This is a genomic window from Crossiella cryophila, assembly GCF_014204915.1.
Classification (GTDB): Bacteria; Actinomycetota; Actinomycetes; order Mycobacteriales; family Pseudonocardiaceae; genus Crossiella; species Crossiella cryophila.
Map to the genome: position 1 here is coordinate 5753861 of NZ_JACHMH010000001.1, position 13705 is coordinate 5767565.

Sequence of the window (13705 nt, forward strand, 5' to 3'; positions counted from 1 at the left end):
AAGGGTTTTCGACAAAGCACGCGACTACAGCTCGACGCAATGCCCACCGGCGTCAGTGCCCACCCGCTGCTACCCGCGCCCGAGATCGCTCCCACCCGCCCCTCCGCAGCCCACCCACGCTCACACTCGCGATCCGTTGAGCAGCCGGTGTAAACATTCGACAGCCGATACCCCACGCACACCAACCCCCACCGCGCGTGACAAGAGCAGCCCGCGTCAACAAACAGCGCCCCCAACAACCCCCACAACGCGCAACCCGACTGCGCTGCGTGCCCTCCCGATCGCATTCAGTCGCAACAACCCACCCAACTCACCCCGCCCCCTCCTGCCCCAAACCCCCCACCCCTCACGCCCTAAACCCCCACACCCCCTGAGTAACCCCCGAAAGTCTGGACACCAACGTGACCCCCACCCCAACCCACTAGAATCACCCCACCACCCCCTGCCCAAGCACAACCCCAATCCCCACCCGCACACCCCCACCCACCCCCATCACCACCCCAAACCCCACACCCCCAGAATTCGCTTACACCCCAACACAATCCACCCCACCTCGCGTACACTCACGCGCCCACATTCCCCAAACCCCCGGCGATTCCCAACCGAGACCCGGGAAACTATGGCGAAATCCGCCCCGCCCGAGTGAGAATCCGGGGGAGTGATCGGTCCCGACCACCCCCACTGAGGAGCCTCGCATGACGTCGGTCAGTCTGGATGAGTCGACCGCGTTGACCAACAGCGCGTTCCGGACCACCGCCGCCCGTCGTGGGCATGCCGCGCGTACGCCCAGTGCGGAGCGGCTGCAGCACCTGCGGCATCGGGCCACCACGGTGGATGCCCTCGGGGATGGGCTGGTGGCGATGATGCACCGGCTCAAGGGTGAGGCGCGGGAGTTGTTCAGTCGGGCTTGTGCTGACGGGATTGACTCGATCGAGAATCCGCCCGCGGAACTGGTCGACTTCTTCCGGGCGGTGGAGAAGACCCCCGCTTGGGTTGACCAGGATCGGTTGCGTAGTGGGGCGCAGGCGATCAGCCGGGCGGGGAAGTTGGCCGCGTTCAGCCTGTGCGATGTGTATCTGGTGGTGGGGTTTCACTCGTTACGGGTGTGCAAGACATTGACCTCAACCGGCCAGACCGGCAAGGCGACCAGTCGCCGGGTGCTCAACACCGCCAGCTGGTGGCTGGATGTCAGCACGCCGGGCAGTCTGGTTGTCGGCGGGGTGGGTTACGCGGCCGCGTTGCGGGTTCGGCTGGTGCACGCGCACATCCGGGATGTGCTGCTCAAGCGCGGCGATTGGGATCTGGCCGCCTGGGACCAGCCGCTCAACGACGCCCAGGCCAACCAGCTCACCCTGATGTTCTCCCTTGGAGTCATGGAGGCCACGCAGGCGCTCGGAATTCGTTATACCGCACAGGAACGCGCGGACATCCTGCATTTGTGGCGGTATGTGGGGTGGCTGGTCGGCATTGAGGAGGACATGCTGCCTGCCGATGAAGCCGATGCGTGGCAACATCTTTGGGAGCAGGCCGCCACCGAACTGATCCCGGATGCCGACTCTCGCACTCTGGCCGCCGACCTGCGTGCGGCCTACCAGCGGCCCCGGCCTGATCAGAGTGAGGTGCGGGCTCGGTGGGCCGAGCGGGTGCACACCGCGATCAGCCGGATCGTGATCGGGCCGGCCAGTGCGGATTCCCTTGGCATGCCTGATGATCCGCTCGCCCGCGCACTGGTCCGGGTGGCCGGTGCGGTGAACACCGTGGCCGAGTTGACCTACCGGCGCATCCCGGCTTTCCGTACCGCGCAGGCGGTGCACGGCCACGCCGCCCGCAAGGCCTATGTGGACGTTCTCCGTGCCGCGCACGGTGACGGGCCGAAGCCGTGACGCCGCAGGAGATGCTCGCCGTCGCGGTCGAGGAGGCACTGGCCGGCCGCGCCGAGGGCGGCATCCCGATCGGGGCCGCCCTCTTCGGCGCGGACGGGCGGTTGCTGGGGCGCGGCCGCAACCGGCGGGTGCAGGACGGCGACGCCTCCATGCACGGGGAGACCTCCGCCTTCCGCAACGCCGGCCGCCAGCCCACCTACCGCGGCACCACCATGGTCACCACGCTGTCCCCATGCTGGTACTGCTCCGGCCTGATCCGCCAGTTCGGCATCAGCAACCTCGTCGTCGGCGAATCCAGGACGTTCACCGGCCAGCACGAATGGCTGGCCGAGAACGGGGTGCGGGTCACCCTGCTCGACGATCCGGAATGCGTGACGCTGATGACCGAGTTCATCGCGGCGAATCCCGCGCTGTGGAACGAGGACATCGGCGAGGACTAGAGGTTGTAGCCGCCGGCGATCTCGATCTCCTGGCCGGTGACCCAGCGGCCCTCCTCGGAGGCGAGCACGGCGATCATCATGCCGATGTCGTCGGGCTCGCCGACCCTGCCGAGCGCGGTTTTGGCCGCCACCAGCGGAATCACCTCGGGGAAGCGTTCGAAGGCGTTGTCGGCCAGGCGGGTCCGGGTGGCGCCGGGGGAGATCGAGTTGACCCGGATGCCGCGCGGGCTCAGCTCCTTGGCCAGGTAACGGCTCAGCACGGTGAGCGCGCCCTTGAACGAGGCGTAGGCGGAGTACCCGGGTTCCATGCCCGAGTTCAGCGCGGAGTTGCTGCCGATGTTGACGATCGCGCCGTTGTCCGCCAGCAGCGGAAGCAGGGTCTGGGTGAGGAAGTACGGGCCCTTGAACAGCACCCGGTTCAGCCGGTCGAAGAGTTCCTCGCTGGTCTCGGCGAACAGCGCGGACTCGGCGATGCCGGCGTTGTTGACCAGCACGTCGAAGCTGTCCCGGCCCCAGCGCTCGCGCAGCGCCGCGGTCACCGACTCGCGGAAATCGGCGAAGGAACCGGAGTCGCCGAGATCCAGCGGCAGCGCGACCGCGGTCCCGCCCGCCGCTTCGATGGCGGTGACGGTGTCCTGCGCGCCGGTCTTGTTGGCGCCGTAGGTCAGGATCACGCCGGTGCCGCGCCGGGCGAGGTGAATGGCCGCGCTCTGGCCGATACCGGAGCTGGCGCCAGTGACGAGGGCGATCCGCATGGCTTGCCTACCTGTTCATCTGTGGGAATCGGACTGCCCAATCACATCACCGCCACCTGCGGAAACCATAGATCGATGCTCCCTCGCTCTTGCCTGATCCTCCACTCGACAGGAATGAAGTCGGCTCGGATGTTTGAATCTGGGCATGCTCCTGGATCAACTCCGCACGCTGCTGGACCGGCACGCGCGACCCGACGGGACCACCGCCATCGACGGCGTGCTGATCTCCCGGATCGACCGGCCGTCCGAACCGTCGGCGTCGATGTCCGGCACGGTGTTCGCGCTGATCGCCCAGGGCGCGAAGCGCATCGGGGTGGGGGACCGGGTGTATGAGTACCGGGCCGGGCAGTACCTGGTGGCCTCGGTCGACCTGCCGGTGAACGGGCACTTCATCAACTCCAGCGCGGCGAACCCGGCGCTGGGCTTCGGCCTGACCCTGGACCCGGCCTCGGTGGCCGAACTGCTGCTGCGCGCCGAACCGGCCGACCTGCCCCGGGGCGGCGGCATCCCGCCGCTGGGACTGGCGGTCAGCACCGCCTCGGACGAGCTGCTGGACGCGGTGCTCCGGTTGCTGCGCCTGCTGGACGAGCCACGCGACCGCGGGGTGCTCGCCCCGCTGTACAAGCGGGAGATCCTGTGGCGGTTGATCACCGGCGAGCAGGGCGCGACGGTCGCCCAGCTCGGCCTGGCCGACAGCAGCCTGGCGCACATCGCCCGCGCGGTCGGCTGGATCCGCGACCACTACCGGCAGTCCTTCCAGGTGGAGGACGTGGCCCGGCGGGCAGGCATGAGCGTGTCGGCGTTCTACCGCAACTTCCAGGCGGTCACCGCGATGAGCCCGATCCAGTTCCAGAAGCAGATCCGGTTGCAGGAGGCCAGGTTGCTGCTAGCCACCCGGCCAGGGGATGTCGCTGGGGTGGGGCACAGTGTCGGCTATGACAGCCCGTCGCAGTTCAGCCGGGAGTACCGGCGCCAGTTCGGTGCGCCGCCGAGCCAGGACGCGGCCCGGCTGCGCGCGCTCACCCCGCCCTGACGGCTCAGCGCAGGGTGGCGGCCACGTAGGCGGCGGCCTCGGCGAGCAGGCTCTGCTGGTACTTGGCGTCCCGGTCCGGTTTGCTGGACATGATCGCGATGACCAGGGGTTCGCCGCCGGGTGGCCAGGCGATGGCGAAGTCGTTGGCCGTGCCGTAGTCGCCGGTGCCGGTCTTGTCCGCCACCTTCCAGTCCCTGGGCAGCCCGGCGCGGATGCGTTCGCCGCCGGTGGTGTTGCGCTCCAACAGATCCCGCAGGAACGCCCGCTTCTCCGGCGGCAGCGCCTCACCCAGCACGATCTTCTGGTAGTTGGCGCCGAACGCGCGCGGTGAGGTGGTGTCCCGCGGATCGCCGGGGGTGGCCTCGGTGATCGCGGGCTCGACCCGGTCCATCCTGGTCACCTCATCGCCCAGGCTCCTGGCGTACGCGGTGAGCTGGGCCGGGCCACCCAGGTCGCGCAGCAGCAGGTTGCCCGCGGTGCCGTCGCTGTAGCGCACCGCGGCGTCGCAGAGCTGCCGGATGGTCATCCCGGCGCCGACGTTGTTCCTGGTGATCACGCCGTTCTTGAGCAGGTCCTCCCGGCCGTAGCGGACCACGGTGTCCAGGTGGGACATCGGGTTGCGGTGCAGGATCGCCGCGGCGGCCAGGCCCTTGAAGGTGGAGCAGAAGGCGAACCGCTCGTCCGCCCGGTGCGCGATCGTCCTGCCGCTGCCGGTGGCCAGGGCGTAGACACCCAGGCGGGCGCCGTATTTCTGTTCCAGCTCAACGAGCCGGTCATGCCGCTCCGCCGCCGTGGTGCTGGGCGCGGCGGCGGAGGAGGGCGGCGGGGCCGCCGGTGACGGGCTCTGCGCGCAGCCGGCCAGCGGGAGAAGTGCTGCCGCGCCAAGGAAAAGACGGCGGGACAGGACCGGCGGCGAGGAGGTCATGATCACGAGGCTACCCGCGCCGGGCAGTCCAGCGCAGCAGGGCCACGGTGAGCAGCGAGTTGTAGACCAGTCCGCCGAGCAGGTACGGCCAGAACACGCCGCCGTCCATCGCCGCCCACAGCGCGCGGGCGGGCCAGTAGGAGGGCAGCAGGCCGAAAGCCAGCTCCCACGGGGAATCCAGGAAGAAGAACGGGATCAGCGGGATGGCCGAGACCAGCATGCCCAGGCCCTTGAGGATCGCGATGCCCTCGACCTTGTTGCCGGCCAAGGTGCCCATGGTCAGTCCGATGAGGACGGACAGCAGACCGGTCAGCACCCCGATCGCCACACCCTTGGCCAGCGCGGCGCCGCTCACCAGACCGGACAGCGCCAGGGTGGCCTCGACCGCGATGGTCACCAGCAGGATCGTCGCGCCCGCACGGTAGGCCGGGTAGGCCGCGCGCGGGGTCGGGGTGACCTGCAGGGCCAGCAGGGTGCGCTGGTCCTTGTCATCGAGCAGCAGCAGGCCGCACAGGCTGCCCAGCACCATGGCCGGGCCGAGCACGCCGAAGGCGCTGACCAGCAACGGATGGTACGGGGTGAGGTCGAATTCCCAGGTGGCGGCGGCGAAGCGGGTGACCGCGGGCACCGCCCACAGGCTCACCGCGTAGAGCACCGGGGCCAGCAGCACGGTCACCAGCACGGTGTCGCCGCGGATGGCCCGCAGGTCGTTGCGGCCGAAGCTGCGGATCAGCGTGGTCATGACGAGCCTTCCCTGGAGATCACGAACCGCTCGAACACCTTGCGCGCCAGGAAGAACAGTCCCACGATCCACAGCAGCTGGTAGCCGAGGGCGTAGAGCAGCTGCGGCCAGCTCAGCGCGACCTGGTCGAAGGCCGCGCCGAGCAGCAGCAGCGAACCGTGGGTGGGAATGAGGTACAGCAACGGTTCCGGCCACACACCCGAGTAGCTCAGCAGTGGCACGTTGACGATCACCAGCGGTACCAGCGCGGGCATCAGCCATTCGCTGACCGAGGGGTAGGGGGCCGCGGTGACGAAGCCGAGCAGGATCATCAGCAGCGAGGTCAGCACGATCCCGGCCAGGAAGGTCAGCGGGTGGAAGTCCAGGCCGCGCAACGGGATCACCACCGCCAGGCTCACCGTGACCGCGATCATGGTCAGCGTGCCGAGTTTGGCCAGCAGGTACTCGCGGAACCGCAACGGCGTGCTGAGCAGGGCGAACAGGGTGCGCTCGCCCTTCTCGAAGAACACCGCGCCGGCGATGAAGAAGAACCCGACGATGGCCAGGTCGCCGAACAACGCGTACGGCAGGGCCGCGCCGAGCACCTTGGCCGGCAACAGGTTGAGCACCACGATCCACAGCACGGCCGCGAAAGCCGCCGCGTAGAGGAAGCCGTAGCGCCGCTGCAACCGCAGGTCCAGCCGCAGCGCGGCGATGGTCGCACTCATGCCAGCGACCTCCCGGTCACATCGGCGAACACGTCCTCCAGGCTGGCTTCCTGGCTGTGCACCGCCTCGATCCGCGGTGTCAGCGCCCGGAAACCGGCGTCGTCGGCGAATCCGTCCAGGGGGAAGTCCTGGTCCCGCAATGAGCCGTCGTCCTCGCGGTAGGTGACCCGGACGGTGCGGCGGCTGCGCCGGACCTTGTGTTCGGCGGGGGAGTCCAGCGCGGCGATGACGCCCTGGTCGACGAAGGCGACCCGGTCGCACAGCTCGTCAGCGGTGGCCATGTCGTGCGTGGTGAGGAACACCGTGGTGCCCTCCGAACGTAGCCGCAGCACGATGTCCTTGACCCGGCGGGCGTTCACCGGGTCCAGGCCGGAGGTCGGCTCGTCCAGGAACAGCAATTCCGGGCGGTGCAACAGCGCGCGGGCGAATACGAGGCGCATCTGCATGCCCTTGGAGAACGCGCTCACCCTGGTGTGCGCGGCGGCGGTGAGATCCACCATCTCCAGCACGTCCATCGGGTCCTGGGTCTGTCCATTGTAGAGGGAGGAGAAGAACTCCAGGTTCTCCAGTGCGGTGAGCTTCTGGTAGTGGTTGGGCAGTTCGAAGGACACCCCGATCCGCCGGTAGTACTCCGCACCCCATTCCACCGGGCTGCGCCCCCACACCGACACCTGGCCGCCGTACCCGGTGAGCAGGCCGATCAGGATCTTCTGCGTGGTCGACTTACCGGCCCCGCTCGGTCCGAGGAACCCGAAAACCTCGCCCCTGGCAACGGAAAAGCTCATCCCGCGCACGGTCGGATCGACCGTCTTGGGGTAGGCGAAGGTCAGGTCGCTGACCTCGATCACGTTCACGACTCCGCCCTCCGGGCCGCCCAGCGGTCCTTGATCTGGCCGTATTCCGCGGCCAGGAACTCGTACATGTCGTGCGCCTCCCGCACCCGTTGCCGCTGGTCCTCGTCCTGCTCGTCCATCAGCTTCAGCCCGCGCGCCATCAGCGTGTGCCAGTCCCTGGCGACCCTGGCCTTCTCCTCGGCCTCGCGCAGCCAGAACCCGGGGCGCAGCCGGTAGAAGATCCGCCGGGTGCCGGCCACCTTCACCTTCTCCACCGCGCCCGCGGTCTGCAGCATCTGCATGGCCATGCTGATCGCGCCGCGGCTGGCCTGGACCGCCTCGGCGATCTCCTCGGCCGACTGCTGCGGCGGATCGCACACCAGCAGCCAGCCCAGCACCCGCCCCGGCATCAGCGGCACGCCCTGTTCCTGGAAGAACAGGCCCACCTCATCCGCGTACTCGTGCAACTCCGTGCGCTTCACCCGGCTAACGGTACGCCTGTCGGTCTGAAGTTTCAAACATTTCTGAAAGTTGGTGGAGATGTCGGTTTGACTGTCGGGGGTAACGGATAGCCTCGGTCGCACGACGCTCAGCCGGGACCGTCAATCCCTTGGGGGAGTTCGTGGTGGCGAACCAGACGACAACCGATGATCCGGCCCTGCGCATCGTCGACCCGCCCCGGTCGGCCTTCCGCCGACGACGTTTCCTGGTGCCCTTCTGGGCAGCCGCCCTGGTCGCCCTCGCGGGCACCATCACGCTGATCATCTCCGGCACCACCACACTGCCGTTCAACCGGACGGTGGTGCTGGAGGGCAAACTGGCCTCGAAGGCGGAGTTCTTCGCCGACCCGCAGGTGCAGCGGATCCTGATGCGGCACGGCCTCCAGGTGCACCTGACCAAGGCGGGCTCCCGGGACATCGCGAACAACGACGTCAGCGGCTACGACTTCGTCTTCCCCTCCGGCCAGCCGGCCGCGGTGCTGATCCGCAACCAGCGGCAGCGGGACAAGCAGTACTTCAAGGTGTTCAAGCCCTTCTTCAGCCCGCTGATCCTGGCCACCTTCCGGAGCTACGCGGAGAAGCTGGCCACGGTGGGCAAGGCGGCCACCGGCCAGCAGGGGCCGGAGGTGGCCAAGGAGTACTACTTCAACCTGAACGTGACCAAGTTCGTCGGGCTGATGGAGGACCGGCGGACCTGGGCGGATCTGGGGCTGCCCAACGGGAACCGGGTGCTGGCGCAGAGTTCGGACGTGTGCTGGTCCAACTCGGCCGGGGTGTACCTGGGGCTGATCGCCTTCGTGGCCAACGGCAACCAGGTCCCGGTGACCGAGACCGAGGCGCTCCGGCTGGCAGACCGGATCAAACCCTGGCTGACCAGCCAGGGCCTGGCAAACGAGGAGGTCGCCCGGCTGTACTTCGCGCCGGAGGGCCGCGGCCTGGCCCCGGTGGCGGTGATCTACGAACACCAGTTCCTGGCCCACCAGATGCGGGTCAAGGAGCAGACCGGCGCCCTGGACGAGCAGCGGGTGCTGCTCTACCCGGAGGCGCAGCTGCAGACCGTGCCCGAGCTGATCGCGCTCACCCCCGAGGGGGCCAGGCTCGGCGAGCTGATCGCCACCCTGCCCGAACTGCGTGCCCGCGCCCTGGCGCTGGGCCTGCGGGTGCTCGAACCCGACGGCACCCTGTCCAACGGCCAGCTCTCCGAACAACTCAGCCGCAGCGGGCTGCCGGTGCCGCTGACCGGGGTCGGCGACACCGAGACCTTCCTGCCCTCGGTGCCGCTGCTGGAGAAGATGATCACCCGGGTCGGCGAGTGCCCCGAGGTGCCCCGGTGAGGCGCCTGCTCGCGGCCGGACTGGTGCTCGGGTTGGTGGCCGGATGCGCGGGCAGCGGACCCGAGCCGGTGACGCTGTCCGTGCTGGCCAGCTCCGAGCTGGCCGATCTGGCGCCGGTGCTGGCCGAGTTGAAGAAGGACACCGGCATCGACCTGGCCATGGACTACCGCGGCACGGTCGAGGCCAGCAACTCGCTGACGCCCGGCCAGTACAAACACGACCTGGCCTGGCTGTCCTCCGACCGGTTCTTCCAGCTCCGCACCCGCAAGACCGGCACTCACGGCCCCGCCCCCCTGGCCACCCGCACCATGCTGTCCCCGCTGGTCGTGGGCCTGCCCGCGAGCAAGGCCAGGAAACTGCGGGACAGCGTGCCCGGCGGCCAGCCGACCTGGGCGGACCTGGCCGCGCGGGCCGCGGCGGGGGAGTTCCGCTTCGGCATGGCCGACCCGCACATCACCGGCAGCGGCCTGGCCGCGCTGATCGGGGTGGCCACCGCCGCCGCGGGCACCGGAGTCTCGCTGCGACCGGAGGACGTGGCCTGCGACAAACTGCGCGGCTTCTTCACCGGCCGCGCCTTCACCGCGCAGAGCACCCCCGCCCTGACCGAGGAGTACGTCAAACGCCAGGGCGAGGTGGACGCGATCGTCAGCTACGAATCAGTACTGCTGTCCCTCCAGACCACCGGAAAACTCAAGGAACCCCTGGAACTGATCTACCCACGGGACGGCATCGTCCTAGCCGACTACCCACTCCTCCTGCTGGACAACGACAAACGCGCCGCCTACGACCGGTTGACCGAGTGGCTGCGGTCCGAACGGGTGCAACGGCTGATCATGGAACGAACCGCCCGGCGCCCCATAGACCCCGCGCTGTCCCGCACCGAACAACTCCGCCCGGAGATCGGCAACTCGCTGTACTTCCCGGACCGCCAGGAGGTCGTGGACACCCTGCTCGCCGCCTACGATCGGGCCACCAGCGGAGCCGGACGACAGGTGGTGTTCGTGCTGGACTTCTCCGCCTCCATGGCGGGCAGCCGGATCGAGGCACTGCGGGCGGCGTTCAAGGAGTTGAGCGGTGCGGGCGGCTTCGACCGCTTCCACCGCGGCGAGACCATCACCGTGCTCCGCTTCGCCGGGCAGGTGCTGGAGGAGAAGACGGTCACCGTGTCCGGCCCTGGGGATCTGGACACGGTGAACCGCCTGCTGGCCACCGAGGAACTGGGCAAGGGCACCGCGATCTGGTCCGCGCTGGACCACGCCTACCGCACGGTCAAGGGCGAGGCATCGATCGTGCTGATGACCGACGGCGAGAACAACGCGGGCATCAGCCTCGCCGATTTCCTGCGCAACCGGGAGCACGCGCCCGAGGGAAAGTCGGTGCGCACATACGCGATCCGGTTCGGCACAGCCGATCCGGTGGAACTGACCAGGGCGGCGCAGGCCACCGGCGGCCGGATGGTGGACGCCGCCCAGACCTCGCTGCTCGCGGCGGTGAAGGAGATCCGGGGCTGTGGATAACGAACTGTGGTGGTCGGTCTGGGGCTTCTGGGCGGTGATCTGGCTGGCCACCGCCGTAGCGCTACTGATCATGCTGATCACCCTGGGCCTGGCCCTACGCGCCAACCGCCGCCCCGCCGCCTTCCCCGACCTGGCCTTCTACCTGCACGAGAAGTCGGTGATGAACCTCTACCTCTCCGGCGGCTACGGCGACGCGCTACGCCGGGAGGTCCAGGAAAAGGTGGACACAGCCAAATCCCGCTGGTTCGGCCTCAAACTCTTCCGCGGCGGTGCGGGCGCCAACCACAGCGCCGGCCGCGAAGTGGTAACCCGCTACATAGCCCAAAACCAACCCATAGCAGTGATCGGCGACGTCCTCCGAGCCCTGGAATCCGCCAACGGCGTAGTCCACGTAGACCTCCGCCGAGGCACCATCCGCCGCAGCCCCGCCCTGTCCAACGCCCTGACCAGCCTCGACCCCGACCACGCCCCCCAGCAAACCCCACTCCGCCACCTGGACCGCTACGTCTCCATCCGAGGCCAATTCCGCCTCCTCAACCGCACCGGCGCCCCCGCCACCTTCCAAGCCGCCTACGGCACCCCCGAAACCACCACCATCGAAGCCACCATGCGCCTGGACTGCCACCCAGACGACCTCCGCTACGACCAGGTCCCCGAAGGCTGGTTCCAAGCCCGCTGCCTAGGCAAAGTCCAATCCTGGCACCCAGAAACCCAAGAACTGACAGTCCTCCCCATCGCCATCTTCCAATAACCCCAAGATCAACCCGAGTGTTGGCCGTTGTCGTACGCCACGTTGGCCGTTGTGGGACGGCGAAGCGGTGGGAGTTGGGGGCGGCGGGCGTAGCCCGGGGCATGGCGGCCGGGCGGTTCCGGGCGGAGGAAGCCCGGAGCGGGACAGCCGGGCGGTTCCGGGCCCGGAAGACGGGCGAGTCGGCGACAGGGCTCCGCCCGCCCGGCGTACGACAAGCGCCAACCCGGCGTACGAGAACGGCCAACACACCGTACAAGAACGGCCAACACGCGGTACGAGAACGGCCAACACGCCGACGAGGGTTTCAACCCTCCGCGCGTGTTGGCCGTTATGGGACGGTGTGTTGGCCGTTCTCGTACACCACGTTGGCCGTTGTGGGCGGGCGAAGCCCGGAGCGGTGTGCGTTGGGAGCAGGCGGGCGTAGCCCGGGAACGCTGCGGCTAGGCGGTTCGAACGCGCCGCGACCGGGCGGAGCCCGAGGACAAGCAGACGGGGTGGCTTTTCAACACTCCCCGAGCGGTTCCCCCATCCCCGTCAGCCTGGAGAGGACACACCGCATCCCGGGCAAGCGGCCCGCAACACAAACCGCCGCCGAACCAACACCAACGCGACCGGCCGCTTGCCCGGGATGTGGTTTGGTATCGGAGGGCTGACGGGGATGGGGGAACCGTACGAGCACTGCTCTTTGCCCTTGTCTTTGACTTCCCCCCCATCCTTTGATTTCTGCCCGTCCGGCGAGGACGCCCTTGACTGTCGCTCTTGCCCCACAACAGCCAACACGCCGAGCGAGGGACGAGGGAGCCTAGACAGGCGCTAGCGAGCGGCGAACCCGAGTAAACGGCTTAGCCCGATTAAGCGCCAAAGCAGCCACAGCCCGCCCATCCCGCTCATAAATCGCCAGAAAACTCCGAGAATCCAGCTCCCCCTCAGCAATCCGAACCTGATCCCCCGGCCGGGTCTGCCCCGCGAACTGAATCCGCACCCCATACTGATCCGACCAAAAATAAGGCGCGGCCCGCCCAGTATGCACAGTCCGCCCCGCCAGCAAGTTCGCCACCGCCACCGCGGGCTGCTCAGCCGCGTTGGTCCAATGCTCCACCCGCCGCCCACCCACATTGGCCACATCCCCCACCGCGACCACATTCGGCACCCGGGTCACCCCACCCGCGTCACAACTCACCCCATTGTCCAACTCCAGCCCAGACCCCTCCAACCACCCGGTATTGGGCCGAACCCCGATCCCGACCACCACCACATCAGCCTGCAACCGCCGCCCATCACTCAGCTCGACCCCGGTCACCCGCCCCTGCCCCAGCAACGCCGAAACCCCGACCTCACAGATCAGCCGAACCCCATGATCAGCGTGCAACCCAAGACAATGCGCCGCCATCTCCCGCCCCAGCACCGGCGCGAGCGGCAACGGCGCGGCCTCCACGATCGTCACGTGCAACCCCAACGCCGCACACGTCGCCGCCACCTCCGCCCCGATGAACCCAGCCCCCACCACAACCACCCGCGGCGACCCCTCGACCAGATCCGCCCGCAACGCAACCGCGTCATCCAGCGTGCGCAGCACATGCACCCCGGCCAGGAACTCCGCCCCAGGCAAGCTCCGCGGCGTCGCACCCGTCGCCACCACCACCCCGTCGCAGCGCAACCGCCGCCCATCCGCCAGCTCCACCGCACCCAGCCCAGGCGACAGGTGACTGGCGCTCTGCCCGAGCAACCACTCGGCCTGCAACTCGGCCAGATCCGACTCCTCCGCCAACGCCAGATCAGCCGCGCCGATCGTGCCGAGCAGGAAGTTCTTCGACAGCGGCGGCCGGTCGTACGGCTGGTGCGACTCGGCCCCGATGATGGTCAGCCGGCCCTGGAAACCCTGATCCCGCAACGCTCTGGCCGCCGACAGACCGGCCAGCGCGCCGCCGATGACCGCGACGGATCTCATGCCACCTCCTGCTCGGCCGGCGGGTGCAGGTAGATCACCCCGTCCGCGACGCTGACCTGGTGCGTGCGCACCGGCTTCTTGGCGGGCAGGCAGGTCGGCCTGCCCGTGCGCAGGTCGAAACTGGCCGCGTGCAGCGGACATTCGACCAGGCAGCCCTCCAGGTAACCCTCGGACAGGCTGGCGTCCTGATGGGTGCAGGTGTCGTCGATGGCGTAGAACTCGCCATCGACGTTGAACACGGCGACCGGCACGTCGGCGAGCAGCCGCACGGCCTCTCCGGGTGGCAGTTCGTTGAGGCGGCAGACGGCGATCATCACGCCCTCCATGGCGGTGTGTG

At 68.7% G+C, this 13705-nt stretch carries 14 protein-coding genes; 6 read left to right on the forward strand and 8 right to left on the reverse strand.

Features of this window, described 5'->3' with window-relative positions:
- The first annotated feature begins 695 nt into the window (after positions 1 to 695).
- Positions 696 to 1883 (forward strand): oxygenase MpaB family protein, encoded by a 1188-nt coding sequence (locus tag HNR67_RS25170; RefSeq protein WP_185004688.1) that lies wholly within the window; start codon positions 696 to 698, stop codon positions 1881 to 1883.
- 11 nt (positions 1884 to 1894) lie between these two features.
- On the forward strand, positions 1895 to 2323 hold the full coding sequence (locus HNR67_RS25175; RefSeq protein WP_185011078.1) for a nucleoside deaminase: 429 nt from the start codon (positions 1895 to 1897) through the stop codon (positions 2321 to 2323).
- On the opposite strand, the gene HNR67_RS25180 is transcribed toward HNR67_RS25175, so the two are convergent.
- Positions 2320 to 3078, reverse strand: coding sequence for an SDR family NAD(P)-dependent oxidoreductase (locus HNR67_RS25180; protein ID WP_185004689.1), 759 nt, complete (start codon positions 3076 to 3078; stop codon positions 2320 to 2322). The genes HNR67_RS25175 and HNR67_RS25180 overlap by 4 nt on opposite strands.
- A gap of 145 nt (positions 3079 to 3223) precedes the next feature.
- Here HNR67_RS25180 and HNR67_RS25185 point away from each other — a divergent pair, with 145 nt between their 5' ends.
- Entirely contained in the window at positions 3224 to 4111 is an 888-nt protein-coding gene (locus HNR67_RS25185; protein WP_185004690.1) for an AraC family transcriptional regulator, read from the forward strand.
- A 4-nt stretch (positions 4112 to 4115) separates the two neighbouring features.
- Here the strand turns inward: HNR67_RS25185 and bla are convergent, their stop codons facing one another.
- Genes bla through HNR67_RS25210 form a run of 5 tightly spaced genes read right to left on the reverse strand, consistent with a single transcriptional unit; the run spans position 4116 to position 7800 of the window.
- Positions 4116 to 5036, reverse strand: coding sequence for a class A beta-lactamase (bla, locus tag HNR67_RS25190; RefSeq protein ID WP_185004691.1), 921 nt, complete (start codon positions 5034 to 5036; stop codon positions 4116 to 4118).
- 10 nt (positions 5037 to 5046) lie between these two features.
- Positions 5047 to 5778: an ABC transporter permease gene (locus tag HNR67_RS25195; RefSeq protein ID WP_185004692.1), complete on the reverse strand. Its 732-nt coding sequence runs from the start codon at positions 5776 to 5778 to the stop codon at positions 5047 to 5049.
- Positions 5775 to 6485: a fluoroquinolone export ABC transporter permease subunit gene (locus HNR67_RS25200; protein ID WP_185004693.1), complete on the reverse strand. Its 711-nt coding sequence runs from the start codon at positions 6483 to 6485 to the stop codon at positions 5775 to 5777. The genes HNR67_RS25195 and HNR67_RS25200 overlap by 4 nt, the downstream gene beginning before the upstream one ends.
- A complete protein-coding gene (locus tag HNR67_RS25205; protein WP_312988000.1) occupies positions 6482 to 7339 on the reverse strand; it encodes an ABC transporter ATP-binding protein in 858 nt (285 codons plus the stop codon). Before HNR67_RS25205 ends, HNR67_RS25200 begins: the two co-directional genes overlap by 4 nt.
- A complete protein-coding gene (locus tag HNR67_RS25210; protein ID WP_185004694.1) occupies positions 7336 to 7800 on the reverse strand; it encodes a GbsR/MarR family transcriptional regulator in 465 nt (154 codons plus the stop codon). Before HNR67_RS25210 ends, HNR67_RS25205 begins: the two co-directional genes overlap by 4 nt.
- A gap of 143 nt (positions 7801 to 7943) precedes the next feature.
- On the opposite strand from HNR67_RS25210, the gene HNR67_RS25215 reads away from it, so the two are divergent.
- Genes HNR67_RS25215 through HNR67_RS25225 form a run of 3 tightly spaced genes read left to right on the forward strand, consistent with a single transcriptional unit; the run spans position 7944 to position 11420 of the window.
- Positions 7944 to 9152 (forward strand): hypothetical protein, encoded by a 1209-nt coding sequence (locus tag HNR67_RS25215; protein WP_312988001.1) that lies wholly within the window; start codon positions 7944 to 7946, stop codon positions 9150 to 9152.
- Complete coding sequence (locus tag HNR67_RS25220) at positions 9149 to 10669, forward strand: vWA domain-containing protein (protein ID WP_185004695.1); 1521 nt, start codon at positions 9149 to 9151, stop codon at positions 10667 to 10669. Before HNR67_RS25215 ends, HNR67_RS25220 begins: the two co-directional genes overlap by 4 nt.
- Entirely contained in the window at positions 10662 to 11420 is a 759-nt protein-coding gene (locus tag HNR67_RS25225; protein ID WP_185004696.1) for a hypothetical protein, read from the forward strand. The genes HNR67_RS25220 and HNR67_RS25225 overlap by 8 nt, the downstream gene beginning before the upstream one ends.
- Positions 11421 to 12222: 802 nt before the next feature.
- On the opposite strand, the gene HNR67_RS25230 is transcribed toward HNR67_RS25225, so the two are convergent.
- Together HNR67_RS25230 and HNR67_RS25235 are read right to left on the reverse strand one after the other, a co-directional pair.
- Entirely contained in the window at positions 12223 to 13368 is a 1146-nt protein-coding gene (locus tag HNR67_RS25230; protein ID WP_185004697.1) for an NAD(P)/FAD-dependent oxidoreductase, read from the reverse strand.
- Positions 13365 to 13682 carry a bifunctional 3-phenylpropionate/cinnamic acid dioxygenase ferredoxin subunit gene (locus HNR67_RS25235; protein ID WP_185004698.1) on the reverse strand — a complete coding sequence of 106 codons (318 nt, stop codon included), beginning with the start codon at positions 13680 to 13682 and terminating at the stop codon, positions 13365 to 13367. The genes HNR67_RS25230 and HNR67_RS25235 overlap by 4 nt, the downstream gene beginning before the upstream one ends.
- Positions 13683 to 13705 lie beyond the last annotated feature (23 nt).

Excerpts from the sequence above, each read along its gene's own strand:
- HNR67_RS25185 (WP_185004690.1), top strand. The coding sequence starts at position 3,224 with ATGCTCCTGGATCAACTCCGCACGCTGCTGGACCGGCACGCGCGACCC.
- HNR67_RS25235 (WP_185004698.1), bottom strand. The coding sequence starts at position 13,682 with ATGATCGCCGTCTGCCGCCTCAACGAACTGCCACCCGGAGAGGCCGTG.
- HNR67_RS25175 (WP_185011078.1), top strand. The coding sequence starts at position 1,895 with ATGCTCGCCGTCGCGGTCGAGGAGGCACTGGCCGGCCGCGCCGAGGGC.
- HNR67_RS25230 (WP_185004697.1), bottom strand. The coding sequence starts at position 13,368 with ATGAGATCCGTCGCGGTCATCGGCGGCGCGCTGGCCGGTCTGTCGGCG.
- HNR67_RS25170 (WP_185004688.1), top strand. The coding sequence starts at position 696 with ATGACGTCGGTCAGTCTGGATGAGTCGACCGCGTTGACCAACAGCGCG.
- HNR67_RS25200 (WP_185004693.1), bottom strand. The coding sequence starts at position 6,485 with ATGAGTGCGACCATCGCCGCGCTGCGGCTGGACCTGCGGTTGCAGCGG.
- HNR67_RS25195 (WP_185004692.1), bottom strand. The coding sequence starts at position 5,778 with ATGACCACGCTGATCCGCAGCTTCGGCCGCAACGACCTGCGGGCCATC.
- bla (WP_185004691.1), bottom strand. The coding sequence starts at position 5,036 with ATGACCTCCTCGCCGCCGGTCCTGTCCCGCCGTCTTTTCCTTGGCGCG.
- HNR67_RS25180 (WP_185004689.1), bottom strand. The coding sequence starts at position 3,078 with ATGCGGATCGCCCTCGTCACTGGCGCCAGCTCCGGTATCGGCCAGAGC.